Source organism: Kitasatospora sp. NPDC086009 (assembly GCF_044540385.1).
Taxonomy (GTDB): domain Bacteria; phylum Actinomycetota; class Actinomycetes; order Streptomycetales; family Streptomycetaceae; genus Kitasatospora.
The window spans coordinates 596,038-615,803 of record NZ_JBITSA010000003.1; the positions used below are offsets into that span (position 1 = coordinate 596,038).

A 19,766-nucleotide genomic window follows, 5' to 3' on the forward strand; every position below is an offset into this window, starting at 1 on the left:
ACCTGCCCGAGGACAGCATGCCCAAGGGCGGCGTCAACGCGCCGGTCCCCGTGGCACCCTCGGCGACCCCGGTCGTGGACCCGCGGCTCATCGTGCGCCAGGAGGGCATCAAGGGCTACCTCGGCGAGTTCCGCCGGCGGGTGAGCAGCGGCGAACTCGGCTCGCTGCCGGTCGTCCTGGCACTGATCGTGATCTGGGCCGTCTTCGGCAGCCTGGACAGCACCTTCCTCTCCGCCCAGAACCTCTCCAACCTGTCACAGCAGATCGTCGGCACCGGCATGATCGCCATCGGTGTGGTCTTCGTGCTGCTGCTCGGCGAGATCGACCTGTCGGTGGGCTCGGTCAGCGGCCTGTGCGCGGCGATCTTCGCCGTTCTGAACGTCACCCACGGCGTCAACCAGTGGGTGGCACTGCTCTCCGCCATCCTCGGCGGCGCGGTCGTCGGCCTGATCCAGGGCGTGTTCTTCGCCAAGGTCGGCGTGCCGGCCTTCGTCGTCACCCTCGCGGGCAACCTCGGCTGGAACGGCGCGATGCTGCAGATCCTCGGCGCCAGCGGCACCGTCAACCTCTCCGGCAAGGACATCGTCTCCCGCCTCTACAGCACCATCTACAGCCAGCAGCTCGCCGCCTACGGCGCCGCCGCGATCGGCGTCCTGCTGTTCGTCGGCGCCTCGCTGGCCGACGCGAGACGGCGCCGGGCGGCCGGCGTGCCCTACCGGCCGATGGCCGACCTGGTACTGCGCACGGTGGCCCTGGCCGTCGTCTCGTTCCTCGCCGCGTACACCCTGAACCAGTACAAGGGGCTGCCGCTGGCCCTGCTGATCTTCCTGATCTTCATCGTGGTGCTGGACTTCGTCCTGCGCCGCACCACCTACGGACGGCAGATCTTCGCGCTCGGCGGCAACATCGAGGGCGCGCGCCGCGCCGGTATCAACATCTCGTGGATCCGGATCAGCGTCTTCATCATCTGCTCCACCATGGCGGGCATCGGCGGTCTCTTCCTGGCCGCCCAGATCCAGTCCGCCAGCCAGACCTCCGGCGGCGGCAACCTGCTGATGAACGCCATCGCGGCGGCCGTCATCGGCGGCACCAGCCTCTTCGGCGGCCGCGGCAAGACCTGGTCGGCCCTGCTCGGTGCCCTGGTGATCGGCTCGATCCAGTCCGGCATGAACATCGAGGGCCTGAGCAACGCCATCCAGTTCATGATCACCGGTGCGGTGCTGCTGGCCGCCGTGGTCGTCGACTCCCTGGCCCGCCGCACCCAGAAGGCGGCCGGCCGCGCCTGACCCTCGCCCGGGTCCCGGTACGGCGACGGAGGCCCGCTCCACCGAGGTGGAGCGGGCCTCCGTGCCGCATGGGCGGGCGCCCGGCCGTCAGGCCTTCGGGCCGGGGTCAGCGCACCCGGCTCAGAGCATCCGGCTCAGAGCGCCGGGGCCGGGAAGGTCGGGTACTCCACGCCGGAGACGTACTGGACGACCCGGATCACCTGGCAGGAGTAGCCGAACTCGTTGTCGTACCACAGGTAGAGGATCGCGTTGTCCCCGTCCACCATGGTGGGGCCGGCGTCCACGATCGAGGCGTGGCGCGAGCCGATGAAGTCGCTGGACACCGCGTCGGGAGCGGTGACGAAGTCGATCTGGCGCTTCAGCGGCGAGGTCAGCGACACCTCCCGGAGGTAGTCGAGGACCTCCTCGCGGGTGGTCTCGCGACCGAGCCGCAGGCTGAGGATCGCGATCGAGACGTCCGGCACCGGCACCCGGATCGAGCTGCCGGTGATCTTCGCGTCGAGGTCCGGCAACGCCTTCGCGACGGCGGAGGCGGCACCGGTCTCGGTGATCACCATGTTCAGCGGTGCCGAACGGCCGCGGCGGTCCGAGCTGTGGTAGTTGTCCAGCAGGTTCTGGTCGTTGGTGAACGAGTGGACGGTCTCCACGTGGCCGCGCAGCACGCCGTACTCGTCCGCCATCGCCTTCAGCGGCGGGACGATCGCGTTGGTGGTGCAGGAGGCGCAGGACAGGATCTGCTCGTCCGGCTTGATCATGTCGTGGTTCACGCCGTGCACGATGTTCGGGACGTCGCCCTTGCCCGGCGCGGTCAGGACGACCTTCTCGATCCCGGGGCGCAGGTGCTTCGAGAGCCCCTCGCGGTCCCGCCACCGGCCGGTGTTGTCGATCAGGATCGCGTCCTTGATCCCGTACGCGGTGTAGTCCACCGTGGTCGGGTCGTCGGAGTAGATCACCGTGATCTCGTGACCATTGGCGATGATCTTGTTGTTCGCCTCGTCGACGGTGATCGTGCCGTTGAACTGGCCGTGGATCGAGTCGCGCCGCAGCAGCGAGGCGCGCTTCACCAGGTCGTCGCCCGCACCCTTGCGGACGACGATGGCACGCAGCCGCAGGCCGTTGCCCGACCCGGCCTTCTCGATCAGCAGGCGGGCCAGCAGCCGGCCGATCCGGCCGAACCCGTACAGCACGACATCGCGCGACCCGCGGCGCTCCAGCTTGTTGGCACCCGTGGCGCCGGCCACCGCCTCCGCGGTGAACTCCGCCACCGACAGACCGCGGTCATCGGCCTTGTACGTCGCGGCGAGCATGCCGATGTCGATCTGGGAGGGGCCGAGATCCAGCGCGGTGAGCGCGTGCAGGAACGGCAGCGTCTCGGTGACCGAGAGCTCCGCCCCGGCTATCTGGCGGGCGAACCGGTGAGTCTTCAGAATGCTGACCACCGACTTGTTCACCAGGGAACGGCTGTGCAGCAGAACGGTGACGTCCCGCTCACGCTGCAGCCTCCCGATGATCGGGATCATCGACTCCGCGATCTCCTCGCGGTTCATCCAGTTAGTGAACACGTCTTCGTTGACAGTCACAGGTCCATCTTTCGAGCTAGGCGAATGCCCACATGCTAGCTTTGAGCCATTTTGGCCTCTCAGCCGGACCCACCCCGAGCTGCGATTCCCCCCTCCCCACGGTCCTCACGCGGCCCGCTTCCGCCGCTGCGGGAGACCCGGGCGACGGCAAGCGGGACGGGCTCGCTCCGCGGGAGGGCAGCGAAGGCCGGGCTCAGCGGCCCGCTCCTCGGATTTCGTGCGTACAGCCGCCGATCTCGGGCTACCGTACCGTCTGTCACCGCGGCCCGACGGGCTTCCACCTCGGACATGCCCCTACCCGCACGAGATCCGTCGTGCCTGTGGGGGAACCCGTCTTGTTGCTACGAAAGCCAGCATCCGCGCTCGTCCCGTTGATCACACCGGTGGCGGGCGGAGAGCATCTCCCGCTCACCCAGTTGCTGATCGACCGCTACACCGCATCGCACAAGCACCAGGCAGCACCCGGCACCGGTCTGGTCGCCTCGTGGGAGTACAGCCTGCGCGACGTCGTCGAGGCGCTGAACGAGCGTGGTCTCGGCGGCGTCGAGGTCATGGTCGAGTACAAGCTCCCGTACATGGACGGCGACATCGACGTGATCCTCGCCGGTTACCACCCCACCACCGATGAGCCCTCCTACGTGCTCATCGAGCTCAAGCAGTGGGACAGCGTGACGGTCTCGCCCGAGAATCCGGTGGCCGTCCATGCCGGCTTCCCGAAGGTGAAGCTCCACCCCGTGCGCCAGGTCCAGCGATACTGCGAACACCTGATGCACTCCTACGCGCTGCTCCGGGGCCGGCCGGAGCGCCTGGCCGGTGTCGCCCTGCTGCACAACGCGACCGACCAGGTGAAGGAACTCCTCAAGCTGCCGCAGAGCGACCACGGCCGGCTGTACACCCTCGGCACCATGGAGAAGTTCAAGGACTTCCTGGCCGCACGGCTCTCGTCCCGGCCAGGCGGTCAGGCGGCCGAGATGTTCTGCAACGCGAAGGAGGTACCGCCGCCGACCTCGAGCGAGGCCTTCAGCCGGGTCGGCAGCCCGCACCCGGTCTTCGCGCTGCAGCGCGAGCAGGAGATCGCCTTCCAGGAGGTGCGGGAGACGATCCGGGCCGCCGAGCAGGGCCGCCGCAAGAAGGTCGTCATCGTGCGTGGCGGACCGGGCAGCGGCAAGACCGGCGTGGCGGTGGAGCTCCTGCGCTCGCTGCGACAGGAGGGGATCGAGGCGGTCCACGCCAGTGGGTCGCGGGCCTTCACGGAGAACCTCAGGACGGCGGCCACCAGCGGCCCGCTGAAGTCGACCAAGGCCCAGGCCGCCCGCGACTACCGCTTCTTCAACCAGTTCGGTTCCGCCGTGCCGGACTCCGTCGAGGTACTGATCTGCGACGAAGCCCATCGCATCCGCCGCACCTCGACCAACTTCCGCACCCCCAAGGAGAAGCGGGACAACGCTCGTGCCCAGGCGGATGAGCTGATCGCGGTGGCTCAGGTGCCGGTCTTCCTGCTCGACGACTGGCAGTCGCTGCGGCCCGACGAGGTCGGTACGACGAAGTACCTCGTCGAGCGGGCCAAGGCGGCCGGCTGCGAGTGGGTCGTGATCGACCTCCCCGGCATGTTCCGGGCCGGGGGGAGCGTGGAATTCCGCCGTTGGGTGACGCACTTGCTCAGCCTCGACGGTGCCACACCGACGCCCTGGGTACCGGACGGACGGATGACGGTGAAGATCGCCGAGTCCCCGAGCGAGCTCGAGGCGTTCCTGCACAAGCAGATCGAGACGAACAACGCACAGGCCCGGATGACCGCCGGCTTCTGCTGGGACTGGAAGAAGCCGAAGGACGGTGAGGGAGTCCGGTTGGAGGTTCGGATCGGGGATTGGCACCGCCCCTGGAACACCCGGGTCGACGTGATTCCGGAGGACCTGCCGGTGACCAGCATGTGGGCCACCGACCCCCGAGGGTTCCGCCAGATCGGCTGCATCTACACGGCACAGAACTTCGAGTTCGACTGGAGCGGAGTGATCATCGGTCGCGATCTGCTCTGGCGGAACGGCCGGTTCATCGTCGACCGGACGCAGACAAGGGACGGCGAGCTCCGGAAGAAGGCCGTTTCCGACGAAGACGTCGACCGCCTCGTCCGCAACGCCTACCACGTCCTGCTGACCCGCGGCCGCCTCGGCACGGTGCTGTACTCCGAGGACGAGGAGACCCTCGACAAGCTCCGCGACCTCGTCGTCGGCACCGTCGGAAACCCGCTCGCCAAGTCCAAGAAGCCGGCACTGCCGAAGACGGGTGGCGCTACCGCCTGACGGCGCCGAGTGAGCAACGGTATGCTCACGGACAGCACTACACATCGCTGCACGGCGTGCAGCAAGCCCTATGGCCGTCCTCCACGTTGTTGGAGGGTCGGCCATAGTTGTTCCCGAGGGGAAGTCTGTCGTGTACCTCTGCTACGTCGACGAGTCAGGTGACGGCGGCCGGCTCGACCTGGCAATCGGCAACTCGACACCGGTGATGGTCATCGGCGGCTTCGTCGTCCCGGAGAGCAGCCTCAAGGCCCTGACGACGGACTTCCTCCAGCTGAAGCGCACGTTCAGCCCGCGCGAGTTGGGCACGGCGTCCCTCCTCGACGTCGTCCGGCACGAGATCAAGGGCGCCAACTTCCGCAAGGACATCCGGTCGACCGCTCCCGGCCGCCACCGCCGCGCTCACGGTTTCCTGGACAAGACCCTTCGGCTGCTCGAGGAGCACGAGGCCGGAGTGATGGCCCGGGTCCTGGTGAAAGCCGTGGGTGAGACCAACAGCGAGAGCAGCATGTACGCGGGGGCGATCCGCGGACTGTGCGCCAACCTGCAGCACCACCTCTCCGATCGGCACGAGAAGGCGCTACTCATCCTCGACAGCCGCAATCCCCAGAAGAACGCCGGCAACGTCCACGGGATCACCGCACGCAAGCTCGACGCGAAGGGCGACCTGTTCCCCTCGGTCGCGGAGTCGCCCGTGTTCGGGCACAGCGACACGCATCTCGCGCTGCAGATCGCCGACATCCTGATCGCCGGGATCCTCTTCCCCGCGGCCTGCCACACCTACGCGGGTGATCTCACGGAGAACGTCCACAGCCGCGCCGAGTTCGCCGTGGTTCGCGAGCGCTACCTGGATCGCGTCCGCAAGCTCCAACTGCGCTTCGAGGACCCGACCGGGAAGTGGCGCGGCGGTGTGGTCGTCTCGAACCGCCGTGACCCCACCCGAGGAGGCTCTCTGCTCTTCCCCCGCCCGGAGGAGCCCAGTCAGCCGCTGGTCCCGCAGCAGGCCCCGGAGACCGAACCGGCTCTGGCCGTCTGACGGCTGCCTCAGCAGAGGTACACGAACCCTGCCGGTAGAGTCTTCACCCAATAGTCGACGCGGCCCGCCGGGCTTCCTCCGGGACACGCCCCCACCCGCACGAGTCTCTTCGTGCTGCCTGGGGGCCTGCCTTGCTGTTCCGCGACTCCGCGTCCACGGTCGCTGCCGAGAGCCTGGCCGGTTCGCTCACCCTGCGCCTGATCGAGCAGTTCTTCCACGTACACGGTCACAAGCCCGGCACGTCCGAGATCCGCTCCTGGGAGCGGAGCATCCCCGTTCTGGCGAACGCGCTCGTCGACGCCGGGCTCGGCATGGTCGAGATGCTGATCGAGTTCTCGCTCCCGCTGAACAGCAAGCGGGCGGACGTGATACTCGCCGGCGTGCACCCCGGTACCGGTGAGCCGTCCTACGTGGTGGTCGAACTCAAGCAGTGGAGCAGCGCTCTCCCGGAGGACGGCGAGCCCCTGCTCTGCCGCGTGGACGCGTACAGCAGGCCGGTACTCAACCCCATCGAGCAGGTTCGCGGGTACTGCGACTACCTCGTGTCGTTCAACGGCGCACTGGCGGCGCACCCGCACCGACTGTCCGGCGTCGCCTATCTCCACAATGCGACCGAATTGGGTGTCCAGGGAATCCACCTGGAGCCGAGCGAGCGTGGCCGACTGTTCACAGCCGAGCGTCGCGGCGAATTCATTGACCACCTCCGGGCGCGGCTCGGTCCGGTCCCCGGTGCCGGAGCGGCGGACGAGCTCCTCGCCGGAAAGGTCGGTCCCTCCAAGCAGTTGATGGCGGTCGCCGCCGAGGAGGTCCGCGATCGCGAGCAGTTCGTTCTGCTGGATGAGCAGAGGGTGGCGTACGAGCTGGTCCTGCGCGCCGTCCGGCGCTCACAGCGGTCGGACCACAAGGAGGTCCTCGTCATCACCGGCGGTCCGGGCACCGGGAAGAGCGTCATCGCGCTCTCGCTCCTCGGAGACCTGTACCGGCGTGGCATCACAGCCCTGCACGCCACCGGGTCCAGTTCCTTCACCACGACCATGCGCCGGGTGGCCGGCGCACGCAAGCGTGAAGTACAGGACCTCTTCAAGTACTTCAACAGCTTCATGACGGCTGAGCGCAACGGTCTCGACGTACTGATCTGCGACGAGGCGCACCGCATCCGGGAGACCTCGGCCAACCGCTACACCCAGGCGGCCCAGCGCACCGGTAAGCCGCAGATCGACGAACTGATCGACGCCGCCCGGGTACCCGTCTTCCTGCTCGACGAGCACCAGGTCGTGCGACCCGGAGAGATGGGCACGGTGGCCCAGATCCGGGCCGCGGCCGCGCTCAAGGGCCTCGAGTGCCGCGTCGTGGAGCTGGACAGCCAGTTCCGTTGCGGCGGCAGTGACGCGTACCTGCGCTGGGTGGTCCGGCTCCTGGGCCTCGAGCCGGGCGGCCCGGTCGAGTGGGAGCCCGACGACAAGGTCGTCCTCGAGGTGGTCGACAGCCCCGGTGAGCTGGAGGAGTTCCTCGAAGCCCGACGGGCCGAAGGCTACGGCGCCCGCATGTCAGCCGGGTACTGCTGGAGGTGGACCAAGAAGATCGCGCCCGGGGACCCACTGCCACTGGACGTCCGGATCGGGGACTGGGCACGGCCGTGGAACCTCTTCGGCGACCGCTCGGTCGCCGGCGCCCCGCCGGCCGCACTCTGGGCCACCGACCCCGCCGGCTTCGGTCAGGTGGGGTGCGTCTACACCGCGCAGGGATTCGAGTACGACTGGAGCGGCGTCATCATCGGGCCCGATCTGGTCTGGCGGACCGACCACTGGGAGACCGACCGGGCGGCCTCGAAGGACCCCGTCTTCCGCAAGTCCGACAGCGACGCCGCCATCGACCGCCTGATCCGCAACACCTACAAGGTACTGCTGACCCGCGGGATGATCGGCACGGTCGTCTACTCGACGGACGCCGAAACCCGAGCCAAGCTCCGCGAGCTGGTGGCCCCGCGGTCGGCCACACCGGCACGCATGCTGCCCGAAGTCACCGTCTGACCACTATCGGGCTGAACCGGCACCGCTGTCCTCGACCCCCACCCCGGGTCGTCAGCCCACCCTTCGAGGGCGATCCGATCAACAAGTCGCGCTGGGGCAGTCCACCCCGCATGCTGACCTGCCTGTTTCGACCACGGAAATCGCCAAACCGGTTGACTGCGAATGGAACGTGTTGGTCGAATCCTTCTCAGCACATCGCTGGCATCAAGGTGGGGAATCGATCGGGTGGCGCTCGACAGTCCGAAGCTCAAGGACGTCCTCGCGGACGTCGCGTCCGGAACGCTTCAACTTCCCGACTTCCAACGCGACTGGAAGTGGGACGACGACCGGATCAGGGCGATCATCGCCACGGTGACACTCGACTACCCGCTCGGCGTGGTGATGACCCTGGAAACCGGCGGAGCTTCCCCGTTCCGGGCCCGTACGCTCACGGGCGCGGACTCCGAGCAGGAGAAGGTCCCCAACCTCTTGCTTCTGGACGGGCAGCAGCGTCTGACCTCACTGTTCCAGGCCCTCTACCTCGATGCTCCGGTGAAGACGGTCGACGCGCGTGGCAAGGCGATTGAGCGCTGGTACTACGTCGACATCGCCAAGGCCGTAGGTGCCTCCGCCGACCGGGACGAGGCGGTCGTGTCCGTCCCGGAGAACAAGATCCTGCGGACCGAATTCTCCCGTGCCAACGCCCTCGACCTGACCACCGTCGAGAGCGAATGCAGGGCAGGGCTCTTTCCGCTCCACTTCGTCTTCGACATCCCACGGGTCAACGTCTGGAAGAAGGCGTTCGTCAACGGGGACGACCAGAACTGGGACCTGTGGTCCGAGTTCGAGGAGCGCGTCCTCGAGAAGATCCGGTCATTCCAGGTCCCCATGATCCGGTTGTCGGCGTCGACCTCGATGGACGCCGTGTGCGCGGTGTTCGAACGCGTCAACACCGGCGGCGTGCCGTTGAACGTCTTCGAGCTGCTGACCGCCACCTACGCCGGGGACCGCACCTTCACGGCGACGTCCGGGGACTACTACCAGCTGCCCGTCGTCTGGCACGCGATCAAGCGGGACCTGGCCACTCGCTTCCCGGTGTTCGGCCGCCTGGACCAGGGCATCGAGGACGGTCTGAGCAGCAGCGACTTCCTGCAGGCCGTCGCGCTGGTACGCACCTGGGAGCGCAAGCAGGAACGGCCGGGTGCCGCAGTCTCCTGCAAGCGCCGCGACCTCCTGGAGCTCCCGCTCGCCGATTTCGACCGGCTGGCCCCGAAGCTGGCCGATGCTTTCGCCTGGGTCGGTGACTTCCTCCAGCAGCAGTGCATCGTGCGTGCGGCAGATCTCCCCTACCGCACGCAGCTCGTTCCGTTGGCCGCGATCCGCGCGATCCTGGGCGAGGAGACCGACGGCCTCCGCGCGGAGGAGATGATCACCAGGTGGTACTGGTGCGGTGTCCTCGGCGAGATGTACGGCGGCTCGACCGAGACTCGCTTCACCAAGGATGTTGAACAGCTCATCGGGTGGATCCGTGGTACGGGCGACGCCCCCGACACGGTCGGCGACGCCTACTTCTTCCCCGATCGCCTGGACACCCTCACCACGCGGCACAGCGCGGCCTACAAGGGGATCTACGCCCTTCTCATCAAGCAGGGCGCGGTGGACTGGCACTACACCGCTGCACCGATCAGTCCCGTGCGGCTGGACGAGCACTCGGTCGGCGTTCGGCAGATCTTCCCCAAGGCGTGGATCGACAAGGCGTACGGACAGAAGTTCCCGGCCGGCTCCATCGTGAACAAGACGCCGCTCTCCTACCGCGCGGCCCAGGGCATGTCCGGCTCGCCGGCGACCTACCTCCCGTCGCTGGTCAGCGCCTCGGACATGCGACCGGAATGGTTCGACGACGTCATCGCGACCCACCTCATCGACCCCGAAGCGCTGCACGCCGACGACTACGAGCGCTTCTACGTCAACCGCTCCAGGCAGCTGGTGGACCTGGTCCAGGGCGCCATGGGCAAGCGCACCGCGCTGCGTGGTGCGGCGGACGGCGGCGCGTGATGCCTGCGAAGCCTTCCCCGCAGGACCTCCTGGCTCTCAAGGGCACCCGTATCCCCCTCCAGGAGATGCTCGACCTCTTCGGTGTGCGCATTCGCAACCACCAGAGCGTGCAGCTGATCTCGGAGTCACTGGCCGACGTCGGTCTGGCGACCGTTCCGAACTTCGCGGTCTGCCACCACCGGGGCACTGTCGACGTCGTCGAGCAGGCGGCCGTCGCACTCGCGGAGGTCGATCCTGAGGCCGGCGAGGAGCAGGAGACGCTCCCTTCCCAGGCCCTGCCGCAGCGCCTCCATCTCGGGGATCTCGAGTGCGCCCGCAACGGGGTGGCCGGCGTCGGCCTCAATGCCTCGCTCACACAGGCGACCTACCTGATGCGAACGCACGGATATTCGCAGATCCCGGTGACCACGGGAATGGCCACGCTGCACGGCGTGGTCACCTGGCACTCGGTGGCGAAGATGTACGAGACCGGAAAGGCCGCCACGCTCGAGCAGGCCATGCAGAAGGACTCCCCGCCAGTGGCGGACGTGCGCCAGGAGTTCTTCAGCTGTCTTCCGGTGATCAAGGAGCACGGCTACCTCCTGGTCCGCGGCGAGGACGGCTGCCTGTCCGGCATCGTGACAGCGGAGGACGTCACCGAGCGCTTCGAGGGTGCGGCTCGTCCCTTCTTTCTGGTCGGAGAGATCGAGTCGCTGCTCCGTCGAGGCCTGGGCGCCGCTCTCGACAAAGAAGCGATCAAGGCTGTGCAGACGAACAAGAAGGTCGACGAGCGATCTGGCTTGATCACCGACCTGATGTTCGGCGACTACATCAAGCTTCTCGACGGCACGCAGGCCAAGCAGGCACTGGCCGAAAAGGCGGACGTCAACTGGGCCACACTCGGCTGGGTTGCCATGGACAGGACACAGTTTGTCCACCATCTGAAGAGGGTGAAGGAAATCCGCAACCGGATCGCCCACTTCAGCGAGAAACCGCTGCCCGGCGACCTGCTCCTGGAGCTCACCTCGTTCACCAAGCTGCTCCGGGACTTCGTCTCCTGAGCCGTGGACGTTGCGACGGCGAGCGATTCCGCAGGTCTTCGCGACCCCGTCCACTTTTTTGTACGAGTCCTCCGGGGACAACCGCCACCCGCTACGATCGTTTGGGTGATCCGGCTGCTGACCAGCAGCGAAGCACAACACGAAAAGAAGCGGTGAGGGCGCATGCGGGACGGCCGGTGGGTGACGGTCACCGACTCGGAGTTCCAGCACGAACGCCGCGGCCTGGAAGCGATCCGGGAGAAGCTGCCGAACGCCGACCCCTGGCGGGCGTGGTCGAACTTCACCTTCACCGCCAACACCGGACACGTCCGTGAGGTGGACCTGCTGGTGGTGGCGCCGGGCGGGGTCTATCTGATCGAGCTCAAGGACTGGCACGGCTCGATCGAGTCCCGCAGCGGGACCTGGCTGCAGACCCAGCCCAGCGGCCGCCAGGTCCCTCACGGCAACCCGCTCCACCTGGCGAACAAGAAGGCCAAGGAGCTCGCCGGGCTGCTCACGCAGAACGGCCGACGGGTCTGGGTGTCGGAGGCGGTCTGCTTCACCGACGCTTCGCTGCGGCAACGGCTCGCCCCGTCCGATCAGCACGGTGTCTACACCGTCGACCAGCTGGTCACCATGCTGCAGCAACCGCCCCGCGACGAGCGCCGGCGGGTCGACGCCGTCGCCTCGCGTGAGATCAAGGCGGCACTCGAGAGCGTCGGCATCGCCCGCAGCGACGCGGAGTACAAGGTCGGCCCCTACCTGCTGAACCGCAAGTCCTTCGACTCCGGCCCGACCTGGGCCGACTACCTGGCCCGGCACAGCGAACTCCCGGAAGCCGCCCGGGTCCGCATCTACCTGCGCGAACGTGGCTCGGACTCCGGCCTCCGGGCCTCGGTCGAACGCGCCGCGCTGCGCGAGGCCGCCGTCCTGCGACGCTTCCGGCACCCGGGCGTCGTGCAGCTGCGCCAGTACGACTCGTCCGGGCACTCGGCCGGCCCCGCGCTGATCTTCGACTACGACCCGCGGACCTTGCGGCTCGACGAGTACCTGGTGCAGTACGGGGCCAAGCTCGACATCCTCACGAGGATGTCGCTGGTGCGCCAGCTCGCCGAGACGATGCGCTCCGGACACAGCAACCGCATCTACCACCGCACCCTCGCGGCCCACGCCATTCATGTCGTCCCGCGCGAGCGCGGCCGCACGGCGGGTGCGGACGGTGAGGAGTCGGGCTGGCTCAACCCGCGTCTGCAGATCTCCGACTGGCAGGTGGCGGTGCAGCGCTCGTCCGGCGGCAGCGCGGACGGCGCCCCCCGGCTGGCCCCGACGGCGATCTCCAACGCCGGCGCCCACCTGGCGGACGCCGCCGACCCCTACCTCGCCCCCGAACTCACCGCCGTCAACCCCAACCCCGTGCTGCTCGACGTCTACGGCCTCGGGGGGCTGACCTATCTGATCGCGACGCTCCAGCCGCCGGCCGCGAGCCAGGCCGAGCTGGTCGCCCAGCTCGAGGCCGGCGAGGGACTGCGTCCCAGCGCGATCGTCGACGGACTCTCGGAGGACATCGACGAGCTCGTCCAGGCCGCGACCGCCTACAACGCCGATCAGCGGCTCTCCTCGGTCGACGAGTTCCTGGAGATGCTGGAGTTCGTCGAGGACAGCCTGACCGCTCCGACGCCGGACACCTCGGCTGCGCCCGCGGCCGAGGCCGAGCCGGAGAAGGACCCCTTGGACGCCGTCGCGGGCGACATCCTGGCCGGCCGCTGGGAGGTGCGGCGCCGGCTGGGCACCGGCTCGACCAGCCGGGCGTTCCTCGTCCGGGACCTCCAGGCCGACCCGCAGGCCCGGCGCTCCAAGGCGATGTGCGTGCTCAAGGTCGCCCTCAGCGACAGCCGCGCCGAGGTGCTCCGACACGAGGCCGAGGTGATGGGCCGGCTGCGGCCGCACTCCGGGATCATCCGCCTCGTCGAGCCGGAGCCGCTGACCATCGGCCCACGGACCGTCCTCGCCCTCGAATTCGTCGGCGACGAACGCGAGGACGAGAGCACCACGCCGGGGACGCGCCCCACCCGGCGGCGCGAGGAGACGGTCGGCCGGCAACTGCGCGAGCGCGGCCGTCTGCTGATCGACCAGCTCGAGGCATACGGCGACTACCTGTTCGGCGCGGTGGACTTCCTCGAGGGCGAGGGCGTCTGGCACCGGGACATCAAGCCGGACAACATCGCCATCCGCATCCGCCCCAACCGGACCCGCGAGCTGGTCCTGATCGACTTCTCGCTCGCCGGCTACCGCGTGCAGGACACCAGCGCCGGCACCGACGGCTACCTCGACCCGTTCATCGGGACGCTCACACGCTCCGTCTACGACGCGCACGCCGAGCGCTACGCCGTCGCCGCGACCCTGCACGAGATGGCCTCCGGCGAGCTCCCGGTGTGGGGCGGCGGCCGAGTGTCCGCCCGGCAGACCGATCCGGCGAAGGAACCCCACGCGACGATCGCCATCGAGGCGTTCGACTCTGCGGTCCGAGAAGGTCTGACCGCATTCTTCCGCAAGGCCCTGCACCGAGACGCTTCCCAGCGGTTCTCCGAGCTCAAGCCCATGCGGGACGCGTGGAAGAAGATCTTCCTCGACCTGGACAGTGCCAAGCCGAGCTCGGGGCGGACTCGCCCCTCCGCCACCGGCGACGCAGCTGCTGCGTCTGCCGAACAGGACGATGCTTCGACGGCCGAGACCGCCCCGCCGGCCATCGCGGACGCCGAACCCGAGGACGCCGACCGCGAGCGGGATCAAAAGGCTTCGGGTGCGACCCGGGAGACCGCGATCTCCGCCGCCGGCCTGACCCCGGCCGCAGAGTCCTTCGTCTTCGGCCTCGGGGTGAACACCGTCGGCGAGCTGCTGGACCTCACCAAGAGCCGGCTCGTCAACTCACCCGGTCTCGGTCCCAAGACGCGCAACGAGGTGCTCGGCCGGATCAAGGAGTGGCGCCGCCGCCTCGCCGAGCAGCCGGCCGGACCGCTCACGCCCGAGGGGCGCAAGGCCGCGAAGGAGGAGCTGGCCGAACTGTCGGTGGTCGAGCAGGCCGCCGTCGACGCCTTGGCGACGGGCGACGCGGCCGGGAGCCTGTCTCCTCGGACCCTGCGGACGGTCAGCCTCGACACCCTGGCGACGATCTTCGTGCCCCCTCTCAAGAAGGACGGGTCCAACCGCAACGAGGTCGAAACGGTCAGGCTGCTGCTGCGCCTGCCCAACGAGACCGGAGCCCTGCCGGAGATCGGGGTCTGGCCAAAGCAGAAGGACGTCGCCGACAACCTCAAACTCACCGCCGGCCGGATTCCACAGATCCTGAAGCCCCAGCGCATTCGCTGGAGCAAGCAGGCAGCGGTGCAGGTGCTGCGGTCAGAGATCCTGGAGCTGCTGCGCACGCTGGGGCGGGTCGCCTCGGCGGCCGAAATCGCGGATGCCCTCGCAGTCCGGCGCGGCACCCGGCTGCAAGGGCGTGGCGATCGCCGGGCACTCGGGCTCGCGGCCGTACGAGCCGTTCTCGAGGTCGAGCAACTCAACCCGACAGCCGCCCAGTTCCGGCATGTCGCCAACCGGGAGGCGGCCGACGAAGGCATGGGCGCCGGCCTGCTGGCACTGGAGGTCGGAGAGGACGACTCCCCCGAGACCCCGTCCGCCCCGGGCCTGCTGGACTACGCGCAGCGGCTCGGCAAGGTCGCCGATCGGCTCGCCAAGCTCGACACCCTGCCGACGGCAGCGACAGTCCTGGCCGAACTCGGCGCGGTCGCCCTGCCGAGCGGCGCCGTGGAGTGGGACGAGCGGCGGACGGTGGAGCTGGCCGCAGCCGCCTCGCGGAACGCCGCCGCCACGCCGCGGCTGGAGATCTACCCGCGCGACCTGTCGTTGGTCCGGGCCCTGCGGCTCACCCAGGCCGGGCTCGTCCGGATCACGCCCGGCGTGCCGGAGGCACAGCAGCCGGGTCTGACCTGGGAGGACGTGCACGAGCGCGTCCGCGCCCGGTTCCCCGAGCTGCTGGACGGGAACGGCGGGCACTCGTTGCCCACCGACGGTCCGCTGACGAAGGCGCTGCGGGAGGCCGGATTCGACCTGGTCCTCTCGCTGCGGGCGGGCACCAAGACCATGCGCTACCTGCCGCGACGGGTCGACGCCGGCTCCAGCTACCTCACGTCCGGTGCCGGCCGTCGAACCACGCGCATCTCTCTGGTCACCCGGTACGACGACGATCCGCTGCTGGCCGGCGCCATGCAGGCGGAGGAACGACTGCTGTCCTCTGCGCGGCGCGACGGCTTCCGAGCGCTGACCGTGCGGACCGGACTCGCCCGGGAGGCGGCGCAGGAGCTGACCGGTGATGGCGGCGACAGCAGGTTCGGAGCGGAGGCTGTGTCGGTCGCGGAACTGCTGATCGACGCCCTGCACGAGCTGGTGGACCCTCGACCGAAGCCGACCTGGGAAACCATCCTGCGCGCCGATGCTGCGGAGCCGGGCACACCGGCGGCGATGCGGTTCGGCGAGTACGTGCGGACGGCGTGGGGGGTGGTCGAGCCTCGGATCGGTGAGCTGGTGACAGCGGGTGGGCCCGGGCGGCCCGTGCTGCTGGTCGACGGCGGGGTGTTCGCCCGGTACGACGCCATGGCGGTGCTCGACCGGCTGGCTGGACGGTCGCGCAACAGCGGACGGGGGCTCTGGCTGCTCTGCCCGCAGAGCGACCCGGCACGTGATCCCCGGCTGGGGACGACGACTGTGCCGTACCAGTCGGGGCTCGGAGAGTGGATCGAACTTCCGGACTCGTGGGTCAACAACGCCCACCGAGCCGGCGCAAGTGGAGAGGCGACGAAGTGATCGACCGCAAGGCCCTGTTGGCAGATCTGATCAAGCAGGTCAAGGCGGTCGAGACCGACCTCGGCAGCCAGGTCAAGGCTGTGGAGGACGTGCGGGTCAAGCTGCGCGCCGAGTACGACCAGGCACGGAAGCTGGGGCGTACGGCCGCGACGTGGAACTCGTGGCTCGACGAGCGGGTGACGCAGGTCGCGGTGGCGTGGGTGCTGGGCACCGTGTTCGTGCGGTTCTGCGAGGACAACGAGCTGATCCCGGAGCCGTACCTGACCGGGGCGTCGGATGAGCGGCGGGATCTCGCGCTGGAGCGGTACGCGGCGTACGTGGACGAAGACGCCGACCCCACGTATCGCGGGTGGCTGGAGCGGGCGTTCGCGGAGCTGGGCGCCGGGCAGGCCGGCAAGCTGCTGTTCGACAAGCGGCATAACCCGCTGTTCCAGATCCCGCTGTCGCACGATGGTGCGCGGGCGCTCGTCGAGTTCTGGCGGGAGCGGGACGAGGCTGGCGTACTCGTCCACGACTTCACGGACAAGCTGAACGACGACGGCACGGAGGGATGGGACACCCGCTTCCTGGGTGACCTGTACCAGGACCTGTCCGAGGCGGCACGAAAGACATATGCGCTGCTCCAGACGCCGGAGTTCGTGGAGGAGTTCATCCTCGACCGGGCGATGGACCCGGCCGTGCGGGAGTTCGGCTACGAGGGCCTGAAGATGATCGACCCGACGTGCGGATCGGGCCACTTTGTGCTGGGTGCTTTCCGGCGATTGGTAAAGCTCTGGGCCGAGGGCCAACCCGGACGGGACCGTTACGAGCGGGTGCAGGCGGCGCTGGACTCGGTGCACGGCGTCGACATCAACCCCTTCGCGGTCGCCATTGCGCGCTTCCGGCTGCTGGTCGCGGCGATGGCAGCGGCGCAGGTCCGGACGCTGGCAGAGGCCGGAAAGTACGACTGGCCGATCCACCTGGCAGTGGGAGACTCACTTATCAAGGCTCGCCAGCTCGAACTCACCCTCCTGGGCGAGGAGTCAGGCGACGAGCTGGCTGAATTCGCATATGCAACAGAGGATATTCAGGAGCACCCAGGCATTCTGGAGGAGGGTCGCTACCACGTGGTGGTCGGGAACCCTCCTTATATCACTGTCAAAGACAAAACGCTCAATGCACTATACCGCGAGCTGTACAACGCCTGCGCGGGCAAGTATGCACTATCGGTACCCTTTGCGCAGCGCTTCTTTGAACTCGCACGAGCTGGAAATGATGACGGCCGAGGATATGGCATGGTCGGCCAGATTACTGCAAACTCCTTCATGAAGCGAGAGTTCGGAACCAAGCTAATCGAGGAATACTTCGCCCACAAGGTAGATCTAAAGGAAGTAATCGACACATCGGGCGCATACATTCCGGGACACGGGACACCCACGGTCATTCTGGTTGGAAAGCGACGAACCACAGGAAGTCGTTCACAAGTAATCCGCACGGTGCGAAGCGCCCTAGGGGAGCCCTCCACGCCAGAGAATCCGGAGGACGGCCTGGTATGGAATGCCATTGTAAGTCAGATCGACGAACCTGGGTCGATCAGCCCATGGATCTCGGTGGATGATCTGGAGCGAGAGAAGAACTTCGGGAAGCAACCTTGGATTCTTGCCGAAGGCGGCCTGGAGGTCATCGAGGCCATCAATCGGCACGGCACCGCCAAGTTGAGGTCAGTCCTGTCGCGCGATATTGGGTTCGCAGGATTTTCAGGCGTAGATGATGCCTTCTATTTGCCGGCCGACTGGCATGAGAGATACCGGACGCCACCTGAGCTGACTCGACCAATTGCGGTGGGCGAAGATATTCGGGACTGGGGCACATGGCCAGCTTCAATCGCACTGGTTCCATACTCGAGCACCGGCACTTTGATCGACCTGGACGAGCAGGCACGCTGGGCGCGGCACTTGTGGCACTACAAGCAAATCATGGGGAACCTCACCGACTTTTCCGGCAAGTCCAGGTTCGATATGGGAATCCCCTGGTGGTCATGGTACCGCTGGGTAGCTGATCGCTATCGCACACGGGAGACAATCTCATTCAGCCATGTAGCGACATGCATTCACGCAGCCTTTGACACTTCCGGCATTGCATACAATCAGCACGCCCCGGTGATCAAGCTGCCCGACGAGGCAAGCCCCGAGGACTATCTGCAGCTACTCGGACTTCTCAACAGCTCAACCGCGTGCTTCTGGCTCAAAATGGTCAGTCACGATAAGGGAAACCGAGGTGGCGAGCGAGGAACGGGCCGCTACGCTTGGGAGAGTTTCTACGAGTTCACTGGCACAATTCTACAGGAATTCCCACTTCCTTCTTCCTATGCCAAAGAGCTCGCAAACGCACTCGACGCCCTTGCTCAGAAACTCTCCGCGGCGAGTCCGTCTTCCCATATCTCTGAAGTCGCCCCTACCGCTGCCTCGCTCCGCGAGGCTCGAAAGTCATGGGAAGCAGCCCGCGCCCGCATGATCGCACTTCAGGAGGAACTGGACTGGCAAACATATTCGCTCTACAACCTGCATACAGACGACCTCCGCGCACCTGAGGCCGAAATCCCCGAACTTGCCCTAGGCCAGCGGGCATTCGAGATCGTCCTCGCTCGCCAGGTCGATAACGGGCAGGCTTCCGACGAGTGGTTCAAGCGGCATGGTTCTGTGGCTATCACCGACCTACCCGATCACTGGTCCGATGGCTACAAAGCCATCGTGCAGAAGCGTATCGAGGCCATCGAAACGTCCCGTGCTATCGGTATGATCGAGCGCCCTGAGTACAAGCGTCGTTGGGCAACTGAAGGCTGGAGTGCCCTCCAAGAGAAGGCGCTCCGCTCGTGGCTACTCGACCGTATCGAGAATGCAGACTTCTGGTACCAGGATGGCCAGCCGAGCCTCCTGAGCCGTGCCCAACTCTCAGATGCGCTCTCACGTGATACAGACCTCATCTCCGTCGCTGCGATCTACGCGCCGCGCAAGGAACTGGCCACCGTCGTCGCCGATCTCCTCACCGATGAGCACATGCCGTTCCTCCCTGCCCTGCGCTACAAGCCAGCCGGACTGAAGAAACGCGCTGACTGGGAGCACGTGTGGGACCTCCAGCGCCAGGAGGACGCCGCGCTAGACGAACCGACCAGGCGGAAAATCCGGAACTCGATCCCCGTGCCACCGAAGTACACGTCGGCCGATTTCCTCAAGCCGTCCTACTGGCGAGCCCGGGGTAAGCTCGATGTTCCCAAGGAGCGGTTCATCTCCTACTCGACGACCACCTCCGGCACCCCCGACCTCTTCGGTTGGGCCGGCTGGGACCATCGCGAGCAGGCGCAGGCGCTCACCACATACTTCACCAACAACGACTTCACCACCGAGGAGTTGACCCCCTATCTCGCGGGCCTCCTGGAGCTCCAGCCCTGGCTGAACCAGTGGCACGGTGAGTTCGATGCGATGTACGGCGGTTCCCCTGCCGACTTCTTCGCCGGCTACCGCGCGCAGATTCAGGGTGAGCACGGTCTGACCGACGACGACCTGCGGGCTTGGCGTCCGGCGCCTGCCCGTCGTGGCCGCGCCGCCAAGGGCTGACGCTTCAGCCCCGCAACGTGCAACAGCCTCC

The 19,766-nt window shown here is 67.5% G+C and carries 9 protein-coding genes; 8 read left to right on the top strand and 1 reads right to left on the bottom strand.

The genetic code is table 11. The features are described from left to right. The first annotated feature begins 17 nt into the window (after positions 1-17). Complete coding sequence (locus ACIF6L_RS11745; RefSeq protein ID WP_329492313.1) at positions 18-1,286, top strand: sugar ABC transporter permease; 1,269 nt, start codon at positions 18-20, stop codon at positions 1,284-1,286. A gap of 134 nt (positions 1,287-1,420) precedes the next feature. On the opposite strand, the gene ACIF6L_RS11750 is transcribed toward ACIF6L_RS11745, so the two are convergent. Beyond that, positions 1,421-2,866 (bottom strand): glyceraldehyde-3-phosphate dehydrogenase, encoded by a 1,446-nt coding sequence (locus ACIF6L_RS11750; protein WP_329490298.1) that lies wholly within the window; start codon positions 2,864-2,866, stop codon positions 1,421-1,423. A gap of 383 nt (positions 2,867-3,249) precedes the next feature. Here ACIF6L_RS11750 and ACIF6L_RS11755 point away from each other — a divergent pair, with 383 nt between their 5' ends. The 7 genes from ACIF6L_RS11755 to pglX all read left to right on the top strand — a co-directional run bounded on the left by ACIF6L_RS11755 (position 3,250) and on the right by pglX (position 19,735). Beyond that, positions 3,250-5,166, top strand: coding sequence for a DNA/RNA helicase domain-containing protein (locus ACIF6L_RS11755; protein WP_396488132.1), 1,917 nt, complete (start codon positions 3,250-3,252; stop codon positions 5,164-5,166). A 130-nt stretch (positions 5,167-5,296) separates the two neighbouring features. Further along, on the top strand, positions 5,297-6,199 hold the full coding sequence (locus ACIF6L_RS11760) for a DUF3800 domain-containing protein (RefSeq protein WP_396488134.1): 903 nt from the start codon (positions 5,297-5,299) through the stop codon (positions 6,197-6,199). A 131-nt stretch (positions 6,200-6,330) separates the two neighbouring features. Beyond that, a complete protein-coding gene (locus tag ACIF6L_RS11765; protein ID WP_396488135.1) occupies positions 6,331-8,229 on the top strand; it encodes a DNA/RNA helicase domain-containing protein in 1,899 nt (632 codons plus the stop codon). Between the two features lie 225 nt (positions 8,230-8,454). Then, positions 8,455-10,263, top strand: coding sequence for a DUF262 domain-containing protein (locus ACIF6L_RS11770; RefSeq protein ID WP_396488137.1), 1,809 nt, complete (start codon positions 8,455-8,457; stop codon positions 10,261-10,263). Positions 10,264-10,328: 65 nt separating this feature from the next. Then, complete coding sequence (locus ACIF6L_RS11775) at positions 10,329-11,303, top strand: CBS domain-containing protein (RefSeq protein ID WP_396488139.1); 975 nt, start codon at positions 10,329-10,331, stop codon at positions 11,301-11,303. A gap of 162 nt (positions 11,304-11,465) precedes the next feature. Next, entirely contained in the window at positions 11,466-16,142 is a 4,677-nt protein-coding gene (gene pglW / locus ACIF6L_RS11780) for a BREX system serine/threonine kinase PglW (RefSeq protein ID WP_396488141.1), read from the top strand. Then, the gene (pglX, locus tag ACIF6L_RS11785; protein ID WP_396488143.1) at positions 16,139-19,735 is read left to right on the top strand and encodes a BREX-2 system adenine-specific DNA-methyltransferase PglX; all 3,597 of its coding nucleotides are present in this window, start codon (positions 16,139-16,141) and stop codon (positions 19,733-19,735) included. Before pglW ends, pglX begins: the two co-directional genes overlap by 4 nt. Positions 19,736-19,766 lie beyond the last annotated feature (31 nt).